Here is a 26,106-nt window from a genome sequence, read left to right as displayed (position 1 = left end):
CAATTTAGACATTGCCTTTCATGGCTCGTGAGTCTAGGGACAGTATATTAATCCAAGCTTAAATCTAGGCTCTGTCAGCATTACAGCCAAATTCATGTGTGTTTATCTATGTTTATCGCGATTAAACTTTGTTAACATGCCAGCACATTCCGAGATTTCAGGATAAAAAAATGACAGTCAATGCCCTACTACTGAGCAGTTCTCGCGTCGGTGATACGCCTTACCTTTCCCATGCGATTCCCTTTATCAAACCGCTCACCGCTAACGCCCAAAAATGGATCTTTATCCCCTATGCCGGTGTCAGCATGAGTTACGACACTTATTTGGCCTCAGTCGTGGCGGGATTAAGCGAACTCAGGCTCGATATCAGCGGCATTCATCAACATCCTGATCCGCGCCAAGCGATTAAAGATGCCGACGGCATTTTGATCGGTGGCGGCAACACCTTCCATTTATTACACGAGCTCTATAAGTACGATTTAGTGCATCTTATCCGTGAAGAAGTTCTGAATGGTAAACCTTATATTGGTTGGAGCGCGGGCTCTAACGTCTCTGGATTGAGCATTCGCACCACCAACGATATGCCGATTATCGAGCCGCCGTCGTTTACCGCGTTAAATATTGTGCCGTTTCAGTTAAATCCACATTATTCGAACTACCGCGCTCCGGGACATAACGGCGAAACCCGCGCCCAGCGCTTACTCGAATTCACCCGTGTCGATCCTATCACCCCAGTTGTTGGTATCGTCGAAGGCAGCGCACTCTGGCGTCAAGGAGACACTTTATCCCTGCTCGGTGACAACCCAGCCTATTTATTCAGTGGTGAGCAGCAAGAGATCCCTATCCCTGTAGGAAGCGATTTATCCCATTTACTGAAATAAGATCTATTCGGCGGCATTGCCTCAGCTAATCTGCTAATATCGGCCACCGAGTGTGAGTTTGTCATCAGACTTGCTGGCCGATAAAATGCCGCAAAATATCATATAAAAGAGGCCTCTATACCTCGTGCGGTGAAACCGGATAGCAGTAATATCCCAAGTTAACACCCAAGCTACCTGATGCTTTAACCGATAAGGTCAGCACTTATCCTGCGGGAGAAAATACTTGCACCACTTAAGTAACTGCTCTAATTTCGTTGTCGAACACTTTGATTAACAAGATTAAATTTTTATCCACCCCTAAGCACTTCCCGAACTAATGCATTCTAAGTGATTTATAAATCGGGAGTTTTGGGCACGTTACGGGTGCCAATCTTGCACCTTAGCCCATTGAAGTGAGGAGTTCCTATTTTGCGACTGCATTCAACAATCAATCATTTAGCCCCTATCACACAGCGAAAAACGAGCCAACCGCGGTTTTTTCTCGGTTCTTTACTCGCTTGTATGGTGGGCATCAGCAGTTTAATCCCTGCCTATGGTGCCGACTCGACCCCAGAGAAAAAAGCCAAGGCCTTCTCCCATGACACTGTCATTGAACTGGCTCAGCAACTGGCACAAAAACCGTTTAAAGAAGCAAGAAAAGCCCCCAAAGAGCTCATTGATCTTGATTACGCCACCTACGGCAAAATTAATTATCAAGAAAACGCCGCGATTTGGGGCGGCACTCCCACTAAGTTTTCGGTACAACTCTTTGCCCCCGGTTTTTTATACAAAAACCTCGTGGATATCGATGTAGTTGAAAACAGCCAAGCCTTGCCCATCGAGCTAACTGAGTATTCCTTTAGTGTCCCTAATGGCGCCATTGAAAAATTACTCACTCAGGTTGGCCAATATGCGGGCGTGCGTCTGCACTACCCTATCAATGACGATGAGGTAAAAGACGAGTTCATCATGTTCCAAGGCGCGAGCTATTTTAGAGCGCTGTCTAAAGGACAAATTTATGGCTTATCTAACCGTGGGCTGGCTATCGATGTGGCCCAGCCCAAAGGTGAAGAATATCCATTATTCAAGCGTTTTTGGGTAGAGCGCCCCTCTAAGTATCAAACCGCCATTGTGGTGCATGCGCTGTTAGACAGTCAGAGCGTTACTGGGGCCTACCGCTTTGGTATTTACCCTGGCGCGCCAACGCGGGTCGAAGTGGATGTCACGCTATTCCCACGCAGAGACATCGCCCATGTGGGCCTCGCACCGCTGACCTCGATGTTCCTCTATGGCGGGTTAGATACTTCAGATAAGCCAGACTATCGTCCTGCGGTACATAACTCCGAAGGATTACAAATCGATCGCGGAAATGGCGAGCGCTTATGGCGCCCACTTAATAACCCAAATAAATTGCAGATCAGCGCCTTTGGCGACGAGGACATCAAAGGTTTTGGCTTAATCCAACGTCATCGTAACTTCGATTACTATGAAGATCTGAGCGCAAACTATCAGCAACGTCCTTCCGCTTGGATTGAACCGCTAAACGATTGGGGTAAAGGCCAGTTAGTGCTGCTGGAAATCCCATCGAGCGCCGAAACCAACGACAATATCGTCACCTACTGGGAGCCTCAGGGCGGCTTAAAGCAAGGCGAGCCCTATCGCTATTCCTATCGCATCACGGCGTCTAACGATAGCCCTAGTGCCAACACTAAGGCTCGAGTGGTTCGCAGCTCTAAGGGACAAAAACAAGCGAAAGGTAAAGAGTTGCTGATCGATTACAGCAATATCAAGCCGCAAGAGATTGAAAAAATTGCCATTGATGCCAGTATCAGCAAAGGCAAAATTCTGTCTTCCCGCATAGTGGCTCATCCCGATATCAATGGTGCTCGCGTTTTCGTGACCTTTGAACCTGAAAGCACCAATGTGGCAGAGCTCAGAATTCAACTGCGTAAAGATGAAAAGCCCCTTGCCGCTACTTGGTTGTATCGCTGGAACAGTGATGATTGGCCCTAGGCTAATAAGCTAACACTCGATTATCGCTTTACTTAACACCATAAAAAACGCCGGAAGTCCGGCGTTTTTTATGGGGAAAATTGATATTGCAATACTCAGTTAATAACCTTACAGTTAAGCGGTTTAATATTTCCGCTGACTTATCACAGTATTTTGCGGAATAAATAGGATTATTTTTATCTAACAAAAATAGGGATTTTCAGTTCCAGTTTTTGAATCCTATTTCACGGCTCATAAGATTTACTCCCCAATCCTACGGCGTTATATTAGCCCCTCAAAGCAACTGAATACTTGCACAAATCACGTTTTTATAAGATATCTATCTATTGCGCTCACCATATTCAGTTTTTGTTATATTTCGCATCATGAATATGTCAGAGATAAAATGAAGTTACCCATATTAACGGCTGCATATTTGCGTAAGCCAACAACAATATTGTTAATTATGAGTGTATTACTCGCCCTGTATTCACTCCCCATGCTGGGGCGTGTTATTTGGCTTGCGATCGTATTACTTTGCTACACACTGCTCTAAATGAAATTAAAATGTTAATTTCGCCACAATAATTAACATTTTAATTTCTATTGCGTGCGCACTTTCTTTGCTCGCAATATTCAGTTTCATCAACCATCGAACCGACTCTATTTTTAATAAAGTGGGTGGATATTTACGCTATGCCATTGTTACCTCTAAAACCAACACTCGCGCTTTCGTTGCTGCTGGTGCCTAATGCCTTTGCTAACACTGTCGATTATCACGATTACGGCCCACTACGCAGCTATGCGCAATCTCCGACCCAAGCGGGCAGTTTGACCCCAATGTTACGCTCGGGATTCTCCTTACCCGAAGGACAAAAAGAGTTACACCTCTCCGCCAGTGCCGCCAGCGTCTGGGCTGAAACCGATGATTACTTTGCCGATTATTACCATAACACCCTCGAAGGCGGGCTCTCCTGGCAAATCAACGATAAATGGCTGTTAGACACAAGCTATCACTGGCGCTTTAGTGGTGATAATCACTTAGACTCAGTGACTATGTGGTTCCATGATGCATTTGGATTTAGCCAAAATGGCCGCGAAGATGCCGCTAAACATCAGAATCAAATCTTCTCCAAGGATGGAATTAATCAGCAAAACATTTCGGGGGAAACCTTAAATAATGCGATAACGCTTTATCTTGGCTATCAATTATTTGAGAACTCACACCACGGCTTATCTCTTGGCGGCAGTTTATATTATAACTATGTCGACACTGGCCCCTTTGAAAATGAGGCCTTTGAACAAGCACTGCAGCTTAATTACAGTTTCCGCTATGCCAATCATTATTTTCACTCCACCGCTGCCGTCAGTTTTAGGCAGGGGAATGAGGTGCTTTCAGGGATCCGCTACGATAATCATGCTTATACTGTTAATTTAGGCTATGAATATATCACGGGGCGCCATGGTTGGTTAATTGAACTGCATCATTACCAAGGGTTACTCGAAACCGAAAATGATTTTTCAAAAGCCTCAAATGAGATATTACTCGGCTACCGCTATTACTTAGACAATAGTGCAATAGAGTTCGCCATCGTTGAAAATTATTTCAATATGGATAACAGCACTGACATTGCCTTTAATATTGGGTATCGCGTTAAATTATAATCACAATATTTTAAAGCTATGCTAACAAAAACAGAGGCGATATAGCCTCTGTTTTTATATCAAACTTATTAGTTGAATAAGCTTATTTCAGCAATAAGGGCTGGATATCGATAAAGTTGGCGGCATGTTCCGCATCCGCTTGTGTAAGATGAGGAATACAACCAAGAAATGGTGCTGTCATCATCTCTTTGAGCGATGCTAAGTTTTCATCGAACACGCTCATATTGGGATCGACACAGTTTGCCACCCAACCCGCAACGGTTAAGCCATCGGCTATTATCGCCTCTTGGGTTAATAAGGCATGATTTAGGCAGCCAAGTTTCATCCCCACGACCAAGATCACCTCTAAATTAAGCTGCTGCACTAATTCCGATAAATAGCGTCCGTCCCCTAAGGGTAAACGCCAGCCGCCCGCACCTTCTATCAAGCAAAAATCAGCCTGTTCAAAGGCTTGTCTGTCGAGTTTTGCCAAAATCGCCTCTGGCGATATGTTAATCCCCAGCTGTTTTGCCGCTATATGCGGTGCGATGGCAGGCTCAAAACTCACTGGGTTGACCTGCTCATAGTTAAGCTTTAAAGATGAGGCCGACATCAGTTTCAACGCATCACTGTTACGTAAACCCAGCTCTGTGGTTTCACAACCCGATGCAACAGGTTTTACCCCAAGGCTTAAGTGTGCAGCACCTGTACGAGCAGCTTCACGATTGAATGCGGTTAAAAGCGTCGTCGACACTAAGGTTTTACCGCTGTCGGTATCTGTTCCCGTTACAAAAAACATGATTTTTCCTTGTAAAGCTGTACCAATAACGCGCCAAGTCATGGCCTAGCGTCTTATACCGAGCCGCCTTGGCGACGTACACGAAATTGGGCAATTTGATAAGTTAAAGGCAGGCCCTGTGTTTCACGAAACTGCTCAGCACGTTGCTGTAAAGCCTGCCAATCGCGACGGCCACGCAATTTGCCTAAGTGGGAGTGGGAGCCAGATACTGATATATCACTCCCCTGCTCTGCTGACATTGATGGCTCTATAGATGATTGGGCAAAGGATTGTACCGATGCGCCCACACCTTTAATGGAATAGAGCAAGGTTTTAAGGTCGTGAAAATAGACGGTCATTGGCACAAGTTGGACATCAAACAACTGCCACTCAGAGGTATCAAAGGCCGCTTTTAAGCTTTCAAGGGAGAGAAAACCGTTCACCCTCAAACCAAGATGGGATAACTGCGCCAGACTGCCTTCGGCCACGATACTCAGATGCGCTTCTCCACCGGATTTTAAGACTCTAGCCATTTCGCGGGTCGCAGCCGGAAAATCCTGGCACCACTGCAGGGCTAAATTGGAGTAAATACTATCGATACTGCCATCGGCAAAGGGGAGTTGCTCGGCATTACCGCACACGCATAGGTAGCTAGCAAAAGTCGCTTGAAGTTGTTGCAGCATCCCCAGGGCGATATCGAGGGCATAAACCCTCATCTCCTCGCCAATTGCTCGGTTAGCGAAATCGGTTCCCGGCCCTGCGCCAATATCAAGAATTGCGCCTTTGGCAGCAAATCCCTGCAACAAACTCGCGCCGCTTAAACGCTGTAAACAGTCATGCTCTTGATAGTGCTTAGCCGCAGCAGAAAACCTATCGGCAATATGCTCGACCTGACTGGCAGATTGATGGGAATTAACACTCACGCCAAGCGGCATAGACATCACAGATTATTCTCACTTTAACATCAAACTTTTACTTATAAGCTTTTACGTTCAAGCTCTTACTTTCAGACTCTTATCATCAAGCTCTTATCTTCAAGCTCTCAATACTCGAGCATTGAAGTGCCCTGCCATTCACCGGATATTCTGAATCAAACACTGGCTTACCGTTCAGGCCGCTCAGAAACCCTCGGCAGTACGCACTCGGCCAGCACAGTGGCAATCCCATTGACGCAGCGCCGTATTGCCGCCTCGCTATGGGATGCACTTAAGGTAATGCGCAATCTTGCCGAGCCGACGGGCACTGTGGGTGGACGAATGGCGCCGACCCAAATGCCTAATGCTTTAAGCTTTTCCGCCACCAGCAAGGTTTGCGCCGCATCCCCAATTATCAAAGGTTGAATCGCAGTGTCGCTACCTAAGAGTGGAATGTCAGCATCTTGGCACAACTGCTTGAACAATAAGATATTGCTCTGCAATTTTTGCTTAAGCTCAGGATGGGCCTCTGCGTATTCAACAGCGGCCAAGGCAAGGGCCGCATTGGCGGGCGACAAGGCGGTGGAATAGATATATTCCCGCGCATTGCTTACGAGAAATTCAATCAACTGCCGACTCCCGAGGATCGCGGCTCCCTGACAACCTAACGCCTTACCAAAGGTCACTATCTGGATATCGATAAGGTTGGAAGCTAAAGTCGACTCAACTTGAGCACTCACAGCATCCACCACGCCAAAACCATGGGCATCATCGACAATTAACCAAGCCTTATGTGCTCGGCAAAGTGCGGATAACGCCGGAATCGGCGCGATATCGCCATCCATGCTGAACACACTCTCAGTGATCAAGGCTGAAACGGCGTTTTTCGCTAATAGGCGCTCGGCGCTATCGGTGGCGTTATGCAAAAAACGCTTAAAATCCGCACCGCTGTCGCGCAATCCATCGATAATCGATGCATGGACCAGTTTATCGGCCAGCACCACATCCTGCTTATCGAATAAGGTCTTACACAAGGTGGTATTGGCGCTAAACCCTGAGCTAAAGAGTAGTGCCGCCTCAAATCCCGTCATCTGGCACAGCTTAGTTTCTAGCGCCAAATGCGCCTCGCTGTAGCCCGTCACCAGCGGTGATGCGCCGCTACCAACGCCATATTGCTTAGCGCCAAGGTGCAGCGCCTCGGCCAATTCGGGAGCACGGGATAGCCCTAAGTAATCATTGCTGCTGAAGTTAAGATAGTGCCGATCCGCTAAGTCAAACTGAGGGCCATCCTCACTGAGTGCTGCCGCGCACGACAGTGCCTGACGCTGCCTAAGTAAGCCTTGCTCGGCTAACGCCTGCTGACGGGCGAGGATTTTTGCCTCCAGTTTAGAGGTGAGTGGTGAACTCATTTTTCTTACTCAACTTTATCTTGCTCAACTTGTCTTGCTGTGCATTTTACTTTGCAGGTTTACTCGGCGTCTTGACTCGTTATTCGCTTAGCCTCTGGCATAACGACGGCTAAATTCTCGCAGAGTCTCGCCGCCCACATCCTCTTTGGGGCCTGCGCTTCGCCGCTTAACGAAGCACAAGTCCAAAGAGCGAGTTTTACTGAAGCGATAAGTCTTAGTTACAGCGCCGCCGCATCATAAAAAGGTGCCGAGGCTTTATCTTGGTGGGCCGCAGCTTTGGCTAAGACCGCTTGTTCATCATCGATAGTTGCAGCAGCGCCCTGCTCAGGGCGTAAGCCCAGACGGCGGAACAGGCCCATATCATCACTTTCTTCAGGGTTTGGCGTCGTCAGTAACTTGCAGCCGTAGAAAATCGAGTTCGCCCCCGCAAAGAAACACATGGCCTGCAGTTCGTCAGTCATGTTTTCACGGCCCGCCGATAAACGCACTCGGGACTTAGGCATTAAAATACGCGCCACGGCGATGGTACGGACAAACTCCAGCGGATCTAAATCATCGAGTTTTTCGAAGGGAGTGCCCGCCACTTTGACCAACATGTTAATGGGCACAGAATCAGGATGCTGAGGCAAATTCGCCAGTTGTTGCAATAAACCCGCTCTGTCTGTGGCCTTTTCGCCCATGCCAACAATACCGCCAGAGCAGACTTTCATGCCCGATGCGCGCACGTGGCTTAAGGTATCTAAACGGTTTTGATAGGTACGGGTGGTGATCACATCGCCGTAATATTCAGGCGAGGTATCTAAATTGTGGTTGTAATAATCAAGGCCGGCATCGGCCAGCTCATTGGCTTGCTCGGCACTAAGCATGCCTAAGGTCATGCAGGTTTCCATGCCGAGGGCTTTCACCTCTTGCACCATTTGCTTGAGGTATGGCATGTCTTTATCTTTCGGGTTACGCCAAGCGGCGCCCATACAGAAACGAGAAGCGCCCGCGGCTTTAGCACTGCGCGCTTCGGTCAATACGGTTTCCATCGCCAATAGGCGCTCTTTTTCAAGGCCAGTGTCGTAACGCGCACTCTGCGGACAATATTTACAATCCTCAGGACAAGCACCGGTTTTGATCGACAATAAGCGGCTGATCTGCACTTCGTTAGGATCGTACACTTCACGGTGGATACTGTGTGCTTTAAATAATAAGTCATTCATCGGCAGCGCAAATAAGGCTTCGATTTCTTCCCGCTTCCAATCATGACGAACTTGCAACTGCGACATTGAACACCCTTTTATTTTTGTATTTTACCTTGGCTAGGATAACCTCAGCCCTTAAACTGTCAACGCCAACCAGTGATACAGGTTTACCACTGATTATTTTTTAATCAACACTGTGAGCTTTTATGCGCAATTTACTCGATTTTGATTTTGATAGCGCCCATATTTGGCATCCTTATACTTCAATGACCCACGCACTTCCTGTTTTTGGGGTACACAGTGCCCAAGGCTGCGAGCTGGAATTGGTCGATGGCCGTAAGCTTATCGATGGCACCAGCTCATGGTGGGCCTGCGTACATGGTTATGGACACCCGGCGATATTAGCGGCGATGGAGCAGCAACTGCAGCAACTCAGCCATGTCATGTTTGGCGGCATTACCCACAAGCCCGCCATTACACTCTGTAAAAAACTGCTGGCGATGACCTGCGAGCCCCTTACTAAAGTCTTTCTGTGCGACTCGGGCTCAATTGCCGTTGAAGTTGCCATCAAAATGGCGCTGCAATATTGGCAGGGGCAAGATTTGCCTTTAGCGCAAAAGGCCCAAAAACAGCGCATTCTCACGGTGAAAAAGGGATACCATGGCGATACCTTTGCCGCCATGAGTGTCTGCGATCCCGAAGGGGGCATGCATACCATGTTTGGCGAGGCTGTAACGAAACAGTGTTTTGTCGACGCGCCGCAAACGCCCTTCGGCGAGCCATTAGGCCAAGATGATTTAGCGCCAATGCAGCGTATTTTACGCGAGCAACATCAAGAGATTGCCGCCGTGATTATCGAGCCGATTATGCAGGGCGCAGGGGGAATGCGATTCTACAGCAGCGAATATTTACGCGGCCTGCGTGCCCTGTGTGATGAATATAATGTGCTGCTTATCCTCGATGAAATCGCCACGGGTTTTGGCCGAACCGGTAAGTTATTTGCCTATGAACATGCCGATATCATGCCCGACATTCTCTGCCTAGGCAAAGCCTTAACGGGGGGTTATATCAGCCTTGCCGCCACCTTATGCACAGATAACGTCGCCCAAGGCATTAGCCAATCGCCCGCAGGTGTCTTTATGCATGGCCCGACATTTATGGGCAATCCCCTCGCCTGCGCTGCCGCCTGCGCAAGCTTAGATCTGATCAATCAGCAGGAGTGGCCAGCGCTGGTTGCCGCCATCGAGCAGCAAATGCAGCGCGAGCTTGCCGATGCCATCGATATTCCCAGCGTGAAAGAGGTGCGCGTGCTCGGCGCGGTCGGCGTGCTCGAAATGCACCAAGCGGTCAATACCGCGGCGCTGCAGCAGCAATTTGTTGACTTAGGCGTATGGGTGCGCCCCTTTGCCAACCTAATTTATATTATGCCGCCCTATGTGATAAGCCCCGAGCAGCTGACACAACTGACTCGGGCGATGAAGCAAGTGGCAGCGACGATTACGCCGCCACAGGCCGCTCAAACCGAGGTACTTGCGAATGAAAGCATCACCATCAGCCACGGTTAAATGTGGCTAACACATTGGTCATTAAGCCTTTTTGACAAGGCTTGAGATCAAGGCTCGCAGCGCCGCCGGTTTAATCATTTTCGCCATGTAGTGATAACCGCGGCGCTGCACATCCTCCACCAACTCTTTACGAGTATTGGCGGTGATTAAAATCCCTGGTAACTCTTTGCCATAGAGCGCCCGGATCCCATCCATCGCATCGACGCCGTTTTGGCCATCGTCCAAGTGGAAATCCGCTAACACTATGTCTGGCGCCACCCCTTTCAGGCCTAGTTTTATTCGCGCATCGGACAAGTCTTTGGCGCATATCACCTCGCACTGCCAGCGGCTGAGTAGACTCTCAAGCCCCGCTAAAATAGCTTCTTCGTTGTCGATACACAGGACTTTAATCCCTGACAAAGGTTGCAATAGAGATGGCAAAGCCTTCACCTGCGGCTGACGCACGGTTTCCCCTAGGGGCACGCAGATAGAAAACACTGAGCCTCGTCCCAATTGCGACGACACTTGGATCCCGTGATTCAGCACCCGGCTGATCCTATCGGCAATCGCCAGCCCTAGGCCGAGGCCGCTGACGCTTTTACTACGTGGATTATTTAAGCGCTTAAACTCTTTGAAAATTTCGCGGGTTTCGTGCTCATCAATCCCGCAGCCCGTGTCCAATACTTGGATCTCTAACTCACTGCCACGATGGCGACAGCCAAACAGCACCCGTCCACCACGGGCATAACGGTAAGCATTGGTTAAGAAGTTTTGCAGCACGCGCCGCAGTAGCGAAGGATCGGAGTTAACCGTCGCGCTACAGGGGATCATCTTAAAGCGAATTTGATTGTCCGCCGCCATCGCCTCAAATTCGACTGACAGACCATTGAGCAGCTCGGATATGGCAAAATCGCGGCGATTGACTTCCACCATGCCGGAATCCAGCTTCGAAATATCCAATAAGTCAGTAAGTAACTCACCTGCGGTTTTGAGCGAGCTATTCACATGGGATAAGGTGGTGCGCGCCTCGCGGTCCAAATTAGGATACTGGGACAAAGATGCGGTAAACAATCTCGCCGCATTCAAGGGTTGCATTAAGTCGTGCCCTACCGCCGCTAAGAAACGACTCTTAGAAGCGTTCGCCATTTCTTCCTGCGCCTTGGCCTCAAGTAACTCACTGTTTAGCATGGCTAACTCGTAGGTACGCTCTTTGACGCGTGATTCGAGGGTTTCATTGGCCTCAAGCAAAGCGCGCTCCTGCTCACGGTATTGAGTAATGTCGGTAAAGGTCATCACAAAGCCGCCATCGGGCATAGGATTACCTTGAATTTTAATCACTTTGCCGTCTTTACGTTGCCGCTCTGAGGTATGCGGCGTGCCGTTACGCATATGCTGCACGCGTTTTTCGACCTGCGACTCAATATCCCCCTCGCCGCAATATCCCCGCGCCGCGTTAAAGCGGATCACTTCGCCAATCGGCATGCCTTGCTGTAAAAATCCTTCAGGATATTGATACAGCTCGACGTATTTGTAGTTCCATGCCACCAAGTTGAGGTCGCTGTCGATAACGCTCATCCCTTCATAGGCATGCTCGATAGCCCCGCGCAGCATATCTTGGCTGAGCATGATTTTGGATGAGGCTTCATCCACTAGGCTAAAGACTTCATCCAAGGCCAAGTCGCGCCCCTGTAACACCGAGTCCATCACCAAGGAGGCACTGGAAGCGCCAAGCACACCGGCGAGTAAACGTTCGGTGTGGGCGATAAGCTCAGGTGTCGCAGCCTTGTGCCAGCTGTCACTCTTAACCGCCTCGGTGGAGAATCGGCTAAAGCTTTCATAGGCGCGGGTTGGGCTAACAAAGCGGCTGGCTAAGATCAGCAGATCCTGCTGGGAGATAGGGCCATTTTTCTTATTGGCATTATTTTTAAGCTTACCCGGGCTGACAAAGGCACTGGCTTGAATACGCTCGGCCACTCCTGCCCTAAACCAAATCGAGCCTAAGATATAGCAGGCAATATTGGCGAACAAGGCAGTGAGGGCATCGCGCACATTGGGGGTAATGGCATCTAACAGATCGATATTACTCGACAATAAGGTCGCCACATTTTGGCCGTCATTCATGCCGCTTAGCATGATGTAAAACCACAGGCCAAAACCCACACTCAAGCCTAAAAACACCCCGGCGCGATTACCGTGTTTCCAATAGAGCCCACCCACCAGCGCTGGCGCTAATTGGGCAAACGCCCCGAAGGATAACATCCCAAGGTGTGATAGCGAGTCACTGTCGGCGAGCGCCAGATAACTGCCATACCCCAAACCAAGGATAATGACGATGGCAAGGCGGCGCGCATTTAACAGCATCTGTGAAAACTGGCTAAAGTTTTTCTCACGGATATTACCCGTGCGCAGCATCACTGGCACCAACCACTCGTTACTCACCATCACGCTTATCGTCACTACCGCCACAATCACCATGCCGGTTGCCGCAGATAAAGTGCCTAACAGCGCAATGACGGCGAGCAATGGATGATCTAAGGCAAGCGGTAAATTGATCACATAAGTATCGGCGGCAACGCTATCACCGAGGATTACTTTTCCCGCCAAAGCCAGTGGCCCAACGAATAAGCCAAATAAGGCTAAATACAGCGGAAATAACCAGCGCCCCTTGGACAACACCGACTCATCGGCACACTCCACCACCATCACGTGGAATTGCCGCGGCATACATAAAAACGCCGCCATGCCGACGAGCAGCTCAGGCATTAAGGCTTCGATTCGAGGATTTGGGTAATTAATTAATGCCTTTTCGCTAGCCTGCTGCCAGATATCACCAAAACCGTCGAACACGCCAAAGCTAATCACAATCCCCACCAGCAAAAACGCCGCCAGTTTGACTAACGATTCAAAGGCAATCGCCAGCATCATGCCGGGGTTATGCTCGGTGGCGTCGAGCTTACGCGTTCCAAATAGAATGGCAAAAATCGCCAGCAATGCTGTGATAAGTAAAGGAATAGTAATGCCGTTTAAAGGATCGTCTGCTGGCTGAAACAAGTTAAGGCTAAACACCATCGCCTTAAGTTGCAGGGCAATGTAGGGCATGATGCCAAATAGCGCGATGAGGGTAACAATGGCCGCTAAGGTTTGTGACTTACCGTAACGGGCGGCGATAAAGTCGGCGACCGAGGTAATATTTTGCGCCTTGGACACGAGGACCATCTTGCGCAGCATGCCAAAACCTAAGGTGAAAATAATAATTGGGCCGATAAAAATCGGGATGAAGGACCAAAAATCATTAGCCGACTGCCCAACCGTGCCTAAAAAGCTCCAGGAAGAACAATAAACCGCCAGACTTAAACCATAAATGCCGACCTGCAGCTTCTTGGTCACGCCGCTAAACCAACGCTCCGCGCCCCAGGCTAAAAGGAATAAAAGTGAGACATAACAAATAGCAATAACGGCGACGACTAAGGTTAGATTCATATTTTGCTCTTTTTTTCCATTATTGTGCGATAAATAATGGCTGAAATCTAGCCAGATTTTCGAGTGCAACAGCCTAAATATAAAGGAAATTTTAAAACTAGACCAAGGTCTAATGGAGTTGCCAGCCCCTTGCATACCATACTCAGACTACGCAATTTTTAGAAAGGGAAGCCCTATGAGCTCGCAGTCTCTCTACAAAGTCTCCGGCAATATCGCTGCCAATGCACTTGTAAATAACGATCAATATAAAAAAATGTACCAAGAGTCGATTGTCAATCCAGAGGGTTTCTGGAGAGAGCACGGCAAACGGATCGATTGGATAAAGCCATACACTAAAATCAAAAAAACCACTTTTGACGATCATAACTTATCGATTAACTGGTTCTACGACGGCACCCTAAACGCCTCGGCCAACTGCTTAGATCGCCATCTAGCAGAACACAGCGACCGCGTTGCCATCATTTGGGAAGGCGATAACGCCAGCGAACAACGTAAAATCACTTACGGTGAGCTGCACACTCAAGTGTGTAAGTTTGCCAACGCCCTACGCAGCCAAGGCGTGCGTCGTGGCGATATTGTGACCATTTATATGCCAATGGTGCCAGAAGCGGCGGTGGCTATGTTGGCCTGTGCCCGCATCGGTGCCGTGCACTCGGTGGTCTTTGGTGGCTTCTCACCCGATTCTATCGCTTCACGGGTCATCGACGGTAAATCTAAAGTGGTTATCACCGCCGACGAAGGTATGCGTGGTGGTCGTGCGATCCCACTCAAGCGCAACATCGACGATGCGCTCAAGCATCCCGATGTCACTAGCGTTGAGAAGGTAATCGTACTTAAACGTACTGGCGGCAAGGTTGATTGGGTAGAAGGCCGCGATGTGTGGTGGCACTCACTAGTTGAAACCGCATCCGAGCACTGCGCCATTGAAGAAATGGGCGCCGAAGATCCACTCTTCTTACTTTATACCTCAGGCTCAACCGGTAATCCCAAGGGCGTATTACACACCACCGGCGGTTATATGGTGTATGCCTCTATGACCCACGAGTATGTGTTTGATTACAAACCCGGTGAGATTTACTGGTGTACCGCAGACGTGGGTTGGATCACGGGTCATTCCTACATGGTGTACGGCCCACTCGCGAACGGTGCGACCGTGCTTATCCACGAGGGGATCCCTAATTACCCAAGCCCTGCGCGTTTAGGCGAGATGATTGACCGTCACAAGGTGAATATTCTCTATACCGCGCCGACACTTATCCGTGCACTGATGGCCGAAGGTAAACAGCATTTTGACAAGTATGATGGCAGCTCGCTGCGCATCATGGGCTCAGTGGGTGAACCTATCAACCCAGAAGCTTGGCGCTGGTACCACGAGGTCATCGGCCATGAACATTGCCCGATTGTCGATACCTGGTGGCAAACCGAAACTGGCGGCATTTTGATTACGCCATTACCCGGCGCAACCGATACCAAACCCGGCTCGGCAACTCGCCCTTTCTTTGGGGTACAACCGGCGCTCGTGGACAACATGGGTAACATTTTAGAAGGCGCAACCGAAGGTAACTTAGTGCTGCTCGACTCATGGCCAGGCCAAATGCGTACCGTTTATGGCGACCATGAACGCTTCGTACTGACCTACTTCAAAACCTTCCGTGGCATGTACTTTACCGGTGACGGCGCGCGCCGGGATGAAGACGGTTACTACTGGATCACTGGCCGTGTGGACGATGTGATTAACGTCTCCGGCCACAGATTAGGTACCGCTGAAGTAGAAAGTGCACTGGTATCACACGAACTGGTCGCTGAAGCCGCAGTTGTGGGCTATCCCCATGATATTAAAGGCCAAGGTATTTACGCTTATGTGACCTTAACCCGTGGCACAGAAGAGAGTGAAGAACTTCGCCAAGAGCTGCGCCAATGGGTTCGCAAAGAAATTGGCGCCCTAGCCACACCGGATCTTATCCAGTGGGCAACAGGATTACCTAAGACCCGTTCTGGCAAAATCATGCGCCGCTTCCTGCGTAAGATTGCCGCAAACGAAGTGACCAACTTAGGTGATGCGTCAACACTGGCCGATCCAGCCGTGATTGAGACCTTGATTGAAACTCGCTTGAATCGTAACGAGTAATCGTTATCCCGCGCTTAATCGTGATTTATCGCGGTTAAGCGCTGCTTTAGCTCCTGTACGTTTGAACCTGACTCCGTCGAGTACTGGTTCCTTTAAATGAAGCAAACCCTGTTGAGAAAGTGCCTGATTGCCCCTTTCTCTTAGTTGCCCCTCCAACCAAGGGGCATTTTTTTGGTTCTGTGTTAAGCTTGGCGCCAAACTCAGTCGACCAAGAATATCTAGCAGCGTGTCAGTTAATTCCAGCCCAAGCGTTACCCTCAGGGATTATCAGCAACAAGCCGTCGATGCCGCCATCGCGCATTTTAAAAAAAGCACCGATTCCGCCGTGTTAGTGCTACCAACGGGTGCCGGAAAAAGTATCGTTATTGCCGAGCTGGCCCGCATCGCCAGAGGACGAGTGCTGGTTTTAACCCATGTGAAGGAACTGGTTGCCCAAAACGCACAAAAGGTCGGATTACTGACGACTGAGGCCAGCATTTACTCCGCTGGGTTAAATCAAAAATCGACTGACGGCAAAACCGTCGTGGCCAGTATCCAATCCGCCGCGCGCGCCTTAACTCAATTCGATGAGCTCTTCTCGTTAGTGATTATCGATGAGTGCCACAGAGTCAGCCTCGAAAAAACCAGCCAATATCAGCAACTCTTAAGTCATTTACAAGAGCGTAACCCCAAGCTCAAATTATTAGGCCTGACGGCCACTCCCTATCGGCTAGGGACTGGTTGGATTTACAAACGCCACTACCACGGCAAAGTCGGCTCGCCTGAACTTGGGATCTTCGATCAGTGTATTTTCGAGCTCCCCATCCGTCCGCTGATTAAACAAGGCTATTTAACCGCGCCCACTTTATTTGATGGTTTAAGCGCCCAATATGACTTCAGCCAAATCAAGCCCAATGAAAATGGCGAATATCCCGAGGCCCAAGTCAATGCGCTGCTGAATCACGCTGGGCGTGCGACAACGGCGATTGTGAAACAACTGATTGAACTGAGTCACCATCGCCAGGGGATCATTATTTTTGCGGCAACAGTGCGCCATGCAGAAGAAATTGTCAGCCAGCTTAACAAGGAGCACAGCGAGGAAACGGCAATCGTCACGGCGCAAACGCCAGATAATGAACGTGATGAACTTATCGAGCGCTTTAAAGCCAGAGAACTTAAGTTCCTTGTCAACGTCGCGGTATTGACCACCGGATTCGATGCGCCCCATGTGGATTTGATTGCGATTTTACGCCCCACCGCATCGGTGAGTTTGTTTCAACAAATGATTGGCCGCGGTCTTAGGATCTGTGAAGGTAAAAAAGATTGTTTAGTGATTGATTACGCTGCCAATGGCTATGATTTGTATTTTCCAGAAGTAGGTCAAGCCAAACCCAATAGCAAGTCGGTTCCGGTACAAGTGCACTGCCCTCTCTGCCAGTTTGCTAATATCTTTTGGGGATTAACTGACAATGATGGCGATATTATCGAACACTTTGGCCGTCGCTGTCAGGGCATAGTCGAGCATCATGGGCAAAAGCAGCAATGTGACTTTCGATTTAGATCTAAATCCTGTCCCGATTGCGGACAAGAGAACGACATAGCAGCGCGTATTTGCCAGCATTGCCAGTCGACCTTAATCGATCCCGATAAACGCCTTAAGCAAGTATTGAATAAGCAACACCATCATCTGTTCCGCTGCCAGCATATGACGTTAATGGATGATGCGGGCGATCTTAAGGTGCAATATCTGGATATTGAAGGAAACGAGTTTAATCGGCGCTTTAAACTGCAAACACCCGCCCAATGGCGAGCCTTGTATGCGCTATTTATTTTCCCCCATAGCCGCACGCCGGGCCTAAAACCTAAGCAATACAAAAAAGTGTCTGAGGTGATTGCCGATAGTGCCGCCTTTCGGATGCCAGATCTGTTACTGCTGAAAAAGCATAAAAAAGGCTGGGATCTGCTCGAAAGCTATTTCGATTACCAAGGGCGCTATCAAACTGAAAATAAACACATCTGACATTATCAATTCGGTTAGCGCTATGGTATAAAACGCTTAAAGTAATCCTAAGGAGCTATTATGTACGTTGTTATTTTTGGCCGTCCTGGCTGTCCTTATTGCGTGCGAGCAGTACAACTGTCAGAGCAACTCGTTGAAAAACGTGATGACTTTAAATTTAGATACGTGGATATCCACGCCGAAGGGATTTCTAAAGCGGATCTCGAGAAGACTGTCGGCAAGCCAGTCGAAACTGTGCCACAGATCTTCGTTGATGAAAAACACGTAGGTGGTTGCACCGATTTCGAACAATATGTTCGCGATAACAATCTGTTAGGTTAATCCTAATGTGATGTAAAAGGAGACCTGAGGTCTCCTTTTATTTATCTATATAAAACCTTAGAGCACATACTTCGCCGAGAAGATGATCCGGCTTAAATCACCATCATCACCATTCTCTTTACTATTCTGGGCGTACATATATTCCACGCCAAAGGTCAGTGGTTTGCTCGGGGAATACAACAGGTTGATATAGCCAGAATAGGCATCCTTATTCACCCCTGTGCCTGTTAAAGCCACATCATTATCCGCTTGCATGCCAGAGAATGTCACACTGGTGCGCCACTGTTCGTTCCACCAATGACGGTAGGACACAAAGCCACCGAAGGTACGAATGGATTCAATATCACCGCTCGCGTCTAACACGCCGGCATTAATATAGTTAAGCGCCATATAACGCCCTAAACCGTCACCATAGGTTGCGGTAAAGCGCAGATCATCTTTACCAATGGGAATAATCCCCGCCACACTGGCGCCGTAACCGAAGCTCGAACTATCGATTTGGGTCGTACCGATTTTGGTTTCTAAATTGAGTTGACGAGCAATACCCGCAAACGAGAATGAAGCACCACCGTCCGTCTTGAGATTGTATCTCGCCACCACATCAGGCACGACACCATTACCACTGGTGATGCGTGCACCACCTTGGTTCGGTGTTACCGTTGTTTCAGGGTTTTCTATCGCAAATTGGAAATTACCATGGGTATAACGCAGTAACGATTGGCGCACAAAGGGCGTACCATCTGCAGCACCCACAAAGTCGAGGTTTTCAGGCAAGGCAGCAGGGTTTTGAAATGTGGTCCAGGTTTGACCTACGGTCCAATTATCATAGGACACATAGGCATGGCGGATACGTGGTGAATAGCTGTTAGACACCCGCTCATTACCATCTGTGTGGGTCATAAAATCCAGCTCAATAAAGCCCGATAAGCTATGGCCATCAAGATCCGTTGCCGCTTTGAAATTGAATCGCGTCTCACGGGCTTGGAAATCCACCACTTGGTTACCATTGCCTTCTTTACCGTAAATGGTACCCGGTACATAAAACTGACGGGATAAATCCCCCGAATCTGGTGCCCCATTGCCATAATCGCTGAACATTACGTCCGCCTTGATATAGCCACCAAATTCAACGTCAGTATTTTTTAAAGAAGCCGCATTGGCAGAGCCCATAAATGCCAATAAGGTTGCAGAGTAAAGCAAGCTAAGTTTTGCTTGTTTCATTTTATGTTTCCCCAGTTGTTATTATTTGTCCGCAGCCAATATGGACAATTTAACAAGCGAGCAACATTGGCAATAAGTCTATGAGACAAAAGTAGAAAATGCTAAAAATAAAGCGAAAATACTTTGTGATTACAAGATGAGGAAGAGTTTACTAGGGGAATTTAAGAGTGGTGGGTCGTGAAGGATTCGAACCTTCGACCAATTGGTTAAAAGCCAACTGCTCTACCGACTGAGCTAACGACCCATTTAAGGACTCTGAATTTTACACTCTCAGAAAAGTGGTGGGTCGTGAAGGATTCGAACCTTCGACCAATTGGTTAAAAGCCAACTGCTCTACCGACTGAGCTAACGACCCATCTAGGACTCTGAATTTTACACTTCCAGAAAAGTGGCGAATCGTGAAGGATTTAAACCATTCGACTGATTGGTTAAAAGCCAACTGCCCTAGCTTTATAAAAAAAGCGAGTGAGCTAACGACCCATCTGTTTTTGCACTGATTTATTCACTTTCAGTAAAGTGGTGGGTCGTGAAGGATTCGAACCTTCGACCAATTGGTTAAAAGCCAACTGCTCTACCGACTGAGCTAACGACCCATCTAGGACTCTGAATTTTACACTCTCAGAAAAGTGGCGAATCGTGAAGGATTTAAACCATTCGACTGATTGGTTAAATGCCAACTGCCCTAGCTTTATAAAAAAAGCGACTGAGCTAACGACCCGTCTATTTTGGCGCTGATTTATTCACTTTCAGTAAAGTGGTGGGTCGTGAAGGATTCGAACCTTCGACCAATTGGTTAAAAGCCAACTGCTCTACCGACTGAGCTAACGACCCATCTGTTTTTGCGCTGATTTATTCACTTTCAGTAAAGTGGTGGGTCGTGAAGGATTCGAACCTTCGACCAATTGGTTAAAAGCCAACTGCTCTACCGACTGAGCTAACGACCCATCTAAGGATTCTGAATTTTACACTGTCAGAAAAGTGGTGGGTCGTGAAGGATTCGAACCTTCGACCAATTGGTTAAAAGCCAACTGCTCTACCGACTGAGCTAACGACCCATCTTATTTACAACACTTCAAATACCGCTAACTTATTCTATTTACTAGAGTAAGTGGTGGGTCGTGAAGGATTCGAACCTTCGACCAATTGGTTAAAAGCCAACTGCTCTACCGACTGAGCTAACGACCCATTTACTGGTATTTTGCGCCCCGAACGACCTCGCCGTTCCGAGGGCGCCTATAATACCTTTTTCATTTTCCCATGCAAGCGTAAATTCCCAATTTTTTGTCGTTTGCATGAAAAACAGACTAAGAGTATGTTTTTTAGTTAATTATGCTTTAATTGCAGCCAATTGTTGTTGGGCAATGCGTGCTGCAGCGCTGTTCGCGTAGTCTTTTACTACTTGTTGGTAGTATTGAGTCGCACCGGCTTTATCACCGGTTTTCTCTGCGATCATGCCAAGCTTCACTAGACTGTCACCGCGTTTGTTAGAATCACTAAAACGGGTCACGACGGTATTGAAGGCTTGTTTGGCTTCAGCAAATTCACTCTTGTTAAACAGTAACTGTCCTAACCAATAGTTGGCATTGGCAGCATAAACGGAATCTGGATACTGTTTAATGAAGGCGCGAAACGCTGGGATAGCATCGTCATACTTGCGCTCTTTCAGCACTAAGTTCACCGCACCTTCGTAGCTGGCCGTTTCACTTAAGCTACTGGCGGCAGCATTGGCACTTGCTGCGGCAGCAGCGGGCGTTGCAGGAGTAGAAGCTGCTGGCGCGGCAGCGGCTTTGGAGGATAAATTGGCAATTTCATCGTAAAGCTGACGCTGACGTTGTTGCATCTGCTCTATTTGATAATTCTGTTGTTCGGTCAAACCACGTAAGTCGAGAACTTCTTGCTGCAAAGTATCCAGACGGCGCTGCATATCAATTTCGCTTTGTTGTCTCGATTTTACAATGCGCTCTAAACGAGCAAGTCTGTCATCACCTGAACCACCAGCAATATCTTCAACAGGAGCAGGAGCTGCCACTGCAGCTCCTGCGCCGAAGAACATTGCCGTAATTAAGACGGCACGTTTCATCTAGTTACTCTCCGTAATTCAATCTTAGTAAACTAAAACTGCACGACGGTTTTTAGCAAAACCTTCATCGGTACGAGTGAAGTCAAGTGGCTTCTCTTCGCCATAGCTTACGATGCTCATTTGGCTAGGTTGTACACCCATGCCTTGTAAGTATTTAGCAACAGCTTTAGCACGACGCTCACCCAATGCGATGTTGTATTCTGGCGTGCCACGTTCGTCGGCATGACCTTCAATCAATACGCGTACGCTTGGGTGCTCAACTAAATAAGTACCGTGTGCTTCGAGTACAGCGGCATATTCAGTTTGAACTTCACTGCGGTCGAAGTCGAAGTAAATGATGTGTTCTTTTCTCAACTGCTCGAGTTGCTGACGTTGTTGCTCTTCAGGTGACAACATTCCACCAATACCGCCAGTTTGAACGCCACCACCATTCAGTTCGCTACCAGAACCGTTTGTAGAGCCCATTGCATCAGTTTCTGATTCAGAAGTTGAGCTACACGCACTAATAGCCATAATTGGAAGTGCTACCAACATAGCTTTTAACAACTTGTTCAGATCCATTATCTGTTCCTTATAAAATTAAATGTGAATAAATCTAGCTAATACATTAGAGAAACGGAGACCAAGAAGGTGATTTCACCTCGCCCTGACCTACCGGTAATCTCGCTTTAAAGCGTCCGTCCGTAGAAACAGCTGCTAAAACTTGCTTGCCTTGATACGTAGTGCCATAAATCACCATAGTACCATTAGGGGCCACACTTGGAGATTCGTCCAAACGTGTCGATGTCAGCACCTGCATAAAGCGCGTACTTAAATCCATACGTGCAATATTAAATTTACCGTTTGTGCGATTCACAAAAATCATGCTGCGACCATCAGGGGTAATTGAACCACCTAAATTCCATTCACCTTCAAAGGTTTCACGGGTCACTTTGCCTGAATTTAAATCTACACGATATAACTGTGGTCTACCACCGCGCTCGGAGGTAAACAACAATGACTTGCCATCGGGATACCAAGATGGCTCAGTATCGATGGAATAGTGGTTGGTAATACGTTTTGCTGCCTTAGTGGCGATATCGATAACGTAAATCTCAGGTTGACCATCCTTTGAGAGGGTCACTGCTAAGGATTTACCATCGGGCGAGAATGTCGGTGCACCGTTAATGCCAGGGAAGCTACTCACCTTAGTACGTACTTGGGTGTAAAGATCCTGAACAAAAATCTCAGCCTTTTTGTTTTCAAAGCTCACATAAGCTAAACGACGGCCATCGGGAGACCAAGAAGGAGACATCAGCGGCTCTGGAGAGCGCAGTAACATCTGCTCGTTGTAACCGTCATAGTCGGCGATCATCAGTGAATAAGCCGCTTTCTGGCTGTGGTTAACCACCACGTAGGAAATACGGGTTAAGAAAGCACCACGAATACCCGTCAGTTTCTCATAGACGATATCGCTGATACGGTGGCCATATTGACGGAACTGCGCCGCAGAAATCACCGTTTGGCGACTATCCATCAAAAACTCTGTCGCACTGGTAGGCCCTTTTAGCGCTTGGTTTTGCGCTTTAACCAAATCGATAAGGTCAAAGCTCACCAAAAACTGATCTGTGCCATAGGGTTTTACCGATCCCACAACAACGGCTTCGGCACCCACATTGGCCCACGCACTCGCGTCAAACTGGGCTAAAGCACCGATACCACGTTGTGGTAACCCTAATTCATCTAATGGTTTGAAGGTACCGCTACGTATTAAGTCTGACATCACCACATCGGCGATCGCCTGAGGTGGTGCACCCGCTCCTTGCCATTGGAATGGCATCACTGCGATTGGACGCGCCGCATCCACACCCTCAGTGATCACAATATCCAGCGCCGCTTTTGCCGGCATAGTGCAAAGCAGAACCGCCAATGCTAACCATTTTGCCAAAATTTTCATGGGACTCCTTTAATTAAACGTTGGTTCAACGATTAAGTTAATTTCTTTCATCAAGTTATAAACCGCAGGATCCGGAGACACTGGTAACTTGCCCGCTTTTAAGATCGCCGCTTTAGTTGCACGGCACACGTTAGGATCGCCACCCTGTGTCTGACTGCTGATCACAAAACCATCATTGGCTAAACGCACAGAAACAGTGCAGGTTTTACCACGCATCGACTCGTCAACCACTAGGTTGCGTTGAATCGTCGATTTAATCATCGCGGTGTATTTACCCACTTCCGTCTGCATTTGCTTATTCATGGTTTGCGATAACGCAGCCTGTTCGGCGGCTAACGCATCGGCCATTTCCTGCTCTTGCTGGGCACGCGCTTTGGCTTCTGCATCCGCTTTTGCCTTAGCTTCGGCCTTTGCTTTCGCTTCAGCATCTGCCTTGGCTTTTGCCTCCGCTTTGGCCTTAGCGTCTGCCTCTGCTTTCGCCTTGGCTTCGGCTTCCTTCTGCTTACGGTCTGCCTCGGCTTTCGCGGCTGCGGCCTCTTCTACTTTGCGTTTTTCCGCCGCTTTTTGAGCTGCATCTTCAGCAAGTTTACGTTCTTGCTCCTTCTGCTTGCGGTCGGCTTCAGCTTTCTGCGCTTTTTCCTTTTCCTGTTGCTGCTTCACCTGCGCGGCTTTCGCGGCATCATTGGCCTTTTGGGTCTCAATTTCCTGCTGCTTACGTTCTTCCGCCAGTTTCTTCAACTGTGCTTGTTCACGCTCACGGGCTTGCTTTGCTTCCTGTGCTTTGCGTTCAAGTTCGGCTTGGCGCTCACGTTCGCGGCGCTCAGCATCGCGCTTTTCCTGCTTAAGCTTTTCAACTTGATTAGCCACTTTTTGCTGATCAACCATAACAGCTTTTACTGCAGGGGCGCTAACTTGTTGCACAGGTTCAGGTTTATGGGTGAAATCTATGCCAATGGCCAGAATAATTATCACGCCAATATGAATACCTGCTGAAATTGACAGAGGTAATGCAACATTTGAATTATCCGCCACCTATTTCTCCTTGGGTGAATCCGTCATCAAACCGACTGAGGGGACGCCTGCTTGCTGCAGGGTCACCATCAATTGGATCACGTTATCGTAAGGAATATTTCTATCGGCTTTCACCACCACTGGGCGCTCTGGCTCTGTCACCATGATCGCCGCGACGGCGGTGGCTAACTCATCCAATTCCATCTCTTCGTTATTAGAACCGCCCTGATTGAGGAAATAAGCCCCGTCGGCATCGATAGACGCGACCACTGGCGGCTTACTGTCCGCAGGCAGTACTTCGGCCGCCCCTTGAGGCAGCTCCACTTTCACCCCTTGGGTCACAATCGGCGCTGTTACCATGAAAATAATCAGCAGCACGAGCATGACGTCGATATAAGGCACCACGTTGATTTCGGCAACGGGGCGACGACGTTTACGCTGATAACCGACTTGCATTATACGCCTTCCTTCTCACTGTATGCTTGGCGATGCAGGATGCTAGAAAACTCTTCCATAAAGTTAGCGTAACCGATTTCCAGCTTTTCAACTTGAGTCGCAAAACGGTTATAAGCGATAACGGCTGGGATTGCCGCAAACAGACCCATTGCAGTTGCGATCAGTGCTTCTGCAATACCTGGCGCCACCATGGCGAGCGTCGCGTTTTCCATTGAGCCGATAGCGATAAATGAATTCATAATACCCCATACCGTACCAAACAAACCGATATAAGGGCTAGTCGAACCAATAGTAGCCAATAAAGGTAAGTTGGCTTCTAACTTTTCTAATTCACGGGATAAGGTGACGCGCATGGCACGTGAAGTCCCATCCATCACCGCATCGGGCACTTTGTTATTTAATTTATTTAGACGTGAATATTCTTTAAAACCCGTCACAAATAATGACTCTAAGCCAGTATTATCTGGACGAGCCGATAATTCTTTATACAGACGATTTAAATCAACGCCTGACCAAAATTTATCTTCAAATTTTGCCGATTTACTTTTTGCAGATGTCAATAAGCTACGGCGTTGTAAAATCACCGTCCAAGACATTACAGACAAGCAAAGTAAAGTGAACATCACAAATTTCACTAATAAACTGGCTTGTAAAAATAACCCAACAATCGACATATCAGCTTGCACTGTCAAACTCCTGCACAATATTTAAGGGAATAGCTCGGGGACGCATTCGTGATAAGGCAACACAGGCCACTAGCACTGTACCTTCACAATAACAGTCTCCCTGATGATCAACCAAACGTTGATGAAATACCAACGAGGCCTTTTTCAACTCTATGACCTTAGTTTCTACAATAAGGTTCTGTTCAAAACGCGCGGCTTTTTTAAAATCTAATTCCGCCCGCTTAACCACAAACGCCGTATCATCGGCTAACAGTGCAGTCTGGCTTACGCCTAAGGCTCTTAACCACTCGGTTCGCGCCCGCTCAAAAAAATTGAGATAGTTCGAATGATAGACAACGCCGCCTGCGTCGGTGTCTTCGTAATAGACTGAAATGGGCCAATTAAACGTCATTTGAAATCAGCAAATTTTGGTTGAAAAATTGACGCTTACTATACCTAGGGAAACAAGACTTGTGAATGA

Annotated in this window: 20 protein-coding genes and 9 tRNA genes; 7 read left to right on the top strand and 22 right to left on the bottom strand. The window is 48.2% G+C overall.

Annotated features, from left to right (window positions below):
• Positions 1 to 170: 170 nt before the first annotated feature.
• From pepE to ACUZ8J_RS08455, 3 genes are all read left to right on the top strand, one after another.
• Positions 171 to 881, top strand: coding sequence for a dipeptidase PepE (pepE, locus tag ACUZ8J_RS08465; protein WP_086902137.1), 711 nt, complete (start codon positions 171 to 173; stop codon positions 879 to 881).
• A 408-nt stretch (positions 882 to 1,289) separates the two neighbouring features.
• Complete coding sequence (locus ACUZ8J_RS08460) at positions 1,290 to 2,873, top strand: glucan biosynthesis protein G (protein WP_109285688.1); 1,584 nt, start codon at positions 1,290 to 1,292, stop codon at positions 2,871 to 2,873.
• Positions 2,874 to 3,548: 675 nt separating this feature from the next.
• Positions 3,549 to 4,517 carry a DUF3187 family protein gene (locus tag ACUZ8J_RS08455; RefSeq protein WP_086902139.1) on the top strand — a complete coding sequence of 323 codons (969 nt, stop codon included), beginning with the start codon at positions 3,549 to 3,551 and terminating at the stop codon, positions 4,515 to 4,517.
• An 82-nt stretch (positions 4,518 to 4,599) separates the two neighbouring features.
• On the opposite strand, the gene bioD is transcribed toward ACUZ8J_RS08455, so the two are convergent.
• The 4 genes from bioD to bioB form a co-directional block, all read right to left on the bottom strand.
• Positions 4,600 to 5,295 carry a dethiobiotin synthase gene (bioD, locus tag ACUZ8J_RS08450; protein ID WP_446693563.1) on the bottom strand — a complete coding sequence of 232 codons (696 nt, stop codon included), beginning with the start codon at positions 5,293 to 5,295 and terminating at the stop codon, positions 4,600 to 4,602.
• A 53-nt stretch (positions 5,296 to 5,348) separates the two neighbouring features.
• Complete coding sequence (gene bioC / locus ACUZ8J_RS08445) at positions 5,349 to 6,215, bottom strand: malonyl-ACP O-methyltransferase BioC (RefSeq protein ID WP_446694920.1); 867 nt, start codon at positions 6,213 to 6,215, stop codon at positions 5,349 to 5,351.
• Between the two features lie 161 nt (positions 6,216 to 6,376).
• A complete protein-coding gene (locus ACUZ8J_RS08440) occupies positions 6,377 to 7,597 on the bottom strand; it encodes an aminotransferase class I/II-fold pyridoxal phosphate-dependent enzyme (protein WP_446693562.1) in 1,221 nt (406 codons plus the stop codon).
• Positions 7,598 to 7,815: 218 nt separating this feature from the next.
• Positions 7,816 to 8,868, bottom strand: a complete 1,053-nt coding sequence (bioB, locus tag ACUZ8J_RS08435) for a biotin synthase BioB (RefSeq protein ID WP_011623120.1) — start codon at positions 8,866 to 8,868, stop codon at positions 7,816 to 7,818.
• 122 nt (positions 8,869 to 8,990) lie between these two features.
• Here bioB and bioA point away from each other — a divergent pair, with 122 nt between their 5' ends.
• Entirely contained in the window at positions 8,991 to 10,349 is a 1,359-nt protein-coding gene (gene bioA, locus ACUZ8J_RS08430) for an adenosylmethionine--8-amino-7-oxononanoate transaminase (RefSeq protein ID WP_446693561.1), read from the top strand.
• Positions 10,350 to 10,370: 21 nt separating this feature from the next.
• Here the strand turns inward: bioA and ACUZ8J_RS08425 are convergent, their stop codons facing one another.
• Entirely contained in the window at positions 10,371 to 13,808 is a 3,438-nt protein-coding gene (locus ACUZ8J_RS08425; protein WP_446693560.1) for a hybrid sensor histidine kinase/response regulator, read from the bottom strand.
• 175 nt (positions 13,809 to 13,983) lie between these two features.
• On the opposite strand from ACUZ8J_RS08425, the gene acs reads away from it, so the two are divergent.
• The 3 genes from acs to ACUZ8J_RS08410 all read left to right on the top strand — a co-directional run bounded on the left by acs (position 13,984) and on the right by ACUZ8J_RS08410 (position 18,256).
• Positions 13,984 to 15,936: an acetate--CoA ligase gene (gene acs, locus ACUZ8J_RS08420; protein WP_086902146.1), complete on the top strand. Its 1,953-nt coding sequence runs from the start codon at positions 13,984 to 13,986 to the stop codon at positions 15,934 to 15,936.
• A gap of 226 nt (positions 15,937 to 16,162) precedes the next feature.
• Positions 16,163 to 17,935 (top strand): DEAD/DEAH box helicase family protein, encoded by a 1,773-nt coding sequence (locus ACUZ8J_RS08415; protein ID WP_446693559.1) that lies wholly within the window; start codon positions 16,163 to 16,165, stop codon positions 17,933 to 17,935.
• Between the two features lie 60 nt (positions 17,936 to 17,995).
• On the top strand, positions 17,996 to 18,256 hold the full coding sequence (locus ACUZ8J_RS08410; RefSeq protein WP_011072684.1) for a GrxA family glutaredoxin: 261 nt from the start codon (positions 17,996 to 17,998) through the stop codon (positions 18,254 to 18,256).
• Between the two features lie 57 nt (positions 18,257 to 18,313).
• Here ACUZ8J_RS08410 and ACUZ8J_RS08405 read toward each other — a convergent pair whose 3' ends face one another.
• The 17 genes from ACUZ8J_RS08405 to ybgC form a co-directional block, all read right to left on the bottom strand.
• Positions 18,314 to 19,477 (bottom strand): DcaP family trimeric outer membrane transporter, encoded by a 1,164-nt coding sequence (locus ACUZ8J_RS08405; RefSeq protein ID WP_374919503.1) that lies wholly within the window; start codon positions 19,475 to 19,477, stop codon positions 18,314 to 18,316.
• A 168-nt stretch (positions 19,478 to 19,645) separates the two neighbouring features.
• Positions 19,646 to 19,721 (bottom strand) — tRNA-Lys (locus tag ACUZ8J_RS08400).
• Between the two features lie 35 nt (positions 19,722 to 19,756).
• Positions 19,757 to 19,832: transfer RNA gene (locus tag ACUZ8J_RS08395), tRNA-Lys, on the bottom strand.
• Positions 19,833 to 19,866: 34 nt separating this feature from the next.
• Positions 19,867 to 19,957: transfer RNA gene (locus ACUZ8J_RS08390), tRNA-Lys, on the bottom strand.
• A 37-nt stretch (positions 19,958 to 19,994) separates the two neighbouring features.
• Positions 19,995 to 20,070, bottom strand: a tRNA-Lys gene (locus tag ACUZ8J_RS08385).
• A gap of 34 nt (positions 20,071 to 20,104) precedes the next feature.
• Positions 20,105 to 20,195: transfer RNA gene (locus ACUZ8J_RS08380), tRNA-Lys, on the bottom strand.
• 37 nt (positions 20,196 to 20,232) lie between these two features.
• Positions 20,233 to 20,308: transfer RNA gene (locus tag ACUZ8J_RS08375), tRNA-Lys, on the bottom strand.
• 37 nt (positions 20,309 to 20,345) lie between these two features.
• Positions 20,346 to 20,421 (bottom strand) — tRNA-Lys (locus ACUZ8J_RS08370).
• A 35-nt stretch (positions 20,422 to 20,456) separates the two neighbouring features.
• A tRNA-Lys gene (locus ACUZ8J_RS08365) sits at positions 20,457 to 20,532 on the bottom strand.
• A 54-nt stretch (positions 20,533 to 20,586) separates the two neighbouring features.
• Positions 20,587 to 20,662, bottom strand: a tRNA-Lys gene (locus tag ACUZ8J_RS08360).
• Positions 20,663 to 20,804: 142 nt separating this feature from the next.
• Positions 20,805 to 21,557, bottom strand: coding sequence for a tol-pal system protein YbgF (gene ybgF / locus ACUZ8J_RS08355; protein WP_089067564.1), 753 nt, complete (start codon positions 21,555 to 21,557; stop codon positions 20,805 to 20,807).
• Between the two features lie 24 nt (positions 21,558 to 21,581).
• Positions 21,582 to 22,118 (bottom strand): peptidoglycan-associated lipoprotein Pal, encoded by a 537-nt coding sequence (gene pal / locus ACUZ8J_RS08350; protein WP_055648392.1) that lies wholly within the window; start codon positions 22,116 to 22,118, stop codon positions 21,582 to 21,584.
• A 46-nt stretch (positions 22,119 to 22,164) separates the two neighbouring features.
• Positions 22,165 to 23,493, bottom strand: a complete 1,329-nt coding sequence (gene tolB / locus ACUZ8J_RS08345; RefSeq protein WP_011623128.1) for a Tol-Pal system beta propeller repeat protein TolB — start codon at positions 23,491 to 23,493, stop codon at positions 22,165 to 22,167.
• A 9-nt stretch (positions 23,494 to 23,502) separates the two neighbouring features.
• Complete coding sequence (gene tolA / locus ACUZ8J_RS08340; protein WP_109285679.1) at positions 23,503 to 24,525, bottom strand: cell envelope integrity protein TolA; 1,023 nt, start codon at positions 24,523 to 24,525, stop codon at positions 23,503 to 23,505.
• A complete protein-coding gene (gene tolR / locus ACUZ8J_RS08335) occupies positions 24,526 to 24,960 on the bottom strand; it encodes a protein TolR (protein WP_011623130.1) in 435 nt (144 codons plus the stop codon).
• Positions 24,960 to 25,646: a protein TolQ gene (tolQ, locus tag ACUZ8J_RS08330; protein ID WP_011623131.1), complete on the bottom strand. Its 687-nt coding sequence runs from the start codon at positions 25,644 to 25,646 to the stop codon at positions 24,960 to 24,962. Before tolQ ends, tolR begins: the two co-directional genes overlap by 1 nt.
• Complete coding sequence (gene ybgC, locus ACUZ8J_RS08325; protein ID WP_011626519.1) at positions 25,636 to 26,037, bottom strand: tol-pal system-associated acyl-CoA thioesterase; 402 nt, start codon at positions 26,035 to 26,037, stop codon at positions 25,636 to 25,638. The genes tolQ and ybgC overlap by 11 nt, the downstream gene beginning before the upstream one ends.
• Between the last annotated feature and the right edge of the window lie 69 nt (positions 26,038 to 26,106).

The sequence above is a fragment of the Shewanella sp. Koi 1 genome, assembly GCF_052907445.1.
Note: the sequence above shows the minus strand (reverse complement) of the source record. Positions and strands in the feature narration are given on the sequence as shown.

Coding starts and splice junctions, on each gene's coding strand:
- pepE (WP_086902137.1), top strand. CDS start 171: ATGACAGTCAATGCCCTACTACTGAGCAGTTCTCGCGTCGGTGATACG.
- ACUZ8J_RS08455 (WP_086902139.1), top strand. CDS start 3,549: ATGCCATTGTTACCTCTAAAACCAACACTCGCGCTTTCGTTGCTGCTG.
- bioD (WP_446693563.1), bottom strand. CDS start 5,295: ATGTTTTTTGTAACGGGAACAGATACCGACAGCGGTAAAACCTTAGTG.
- bioC (WP_446694920.1), bottom strand. CDS start 6,215: ATGTCTATGCCGCTTGGCGTGAGTGTTAATTCCCATCAATCTGCCAGT.
- ACUZ8J_RS08440 (WP_446693562.1), bottom strand. CDS start 7,597: ATGAGTTCACCACTCACCTCTAAACTGGAGGCAAAAATCCTCGCCCGT.
- bioB (WP_011623120.1), bottom strand. CDS start 8,868: ATGTCGCAGTTGCAAGTTCGTCATGATTGGAAGCGGGAAGAAATCGAA.
- bioA (WP_446693561.1), top strand. CDS start 8,991: ATGCGCAATTTACTCGATTTTGATTTTGATAGCGCCCATATTTGGCAT.
- ACUZ8J_RS08425 (WP_446693560.1), bottom strand. CDS start 13,808: ATGAATCTAACCTTAGTCGTCGCCGTTATTGCTATTTGTTATGTCTCA.
- acs (WP_086902146.1), top strand. CDS start 13,984: ATGAGCTCGCAGTCTCTCTACAAAGTCTCCGGCAATATCGCTGCCAAT.
- ACUZ8J_RS08410 (WP_011072684.1), top strand. CDS start 17,996: ATGTACGTTGTTATTTTTGGCCGTCCTGGCTGTCCTTATTGCGTGCGA.
- ACUZ8J_RS08405 (WP_374919503.1), bottom strand. CDS start 19,477: ATGAAACAAGCAAAACTTAGCTTGCTTTACTCTGCAACCTTATTGGCA.
- ybgF (WP_089067564.1), bottom strand. CDS start 21,557: ATGAAACGTGCCGTCTTAATTACGGCAATGTTCTTCGGCGCAGGAGCT.
- pal (WP_055648392.1), bottom strand. CDS start 22,118: ATGGATCTGAACAAGTTGTTAAAAGCTATGTTGGTAGCACTTCCAATT.
- tolB (WP_011623128.1), bottom strand. CDS start 23,493: ATGAAAATTTTGGCAAAATGGTTAGCATTGGCGGTTCTGCTTTGCACT.
- tolR (WP_011623130.1), bottom strand. CDS start 24,960: ATGCAAGTCGGTTATCAGCGTAAACGTCGTCGCCCCGTTGCCGAAATC.
- ybgC (WP_011626519.1), bottom strand. CDS start 26,037: ATGACGTTTAATTGGCCCATTTCAGTCTATTACGAAGACACCGACGCA.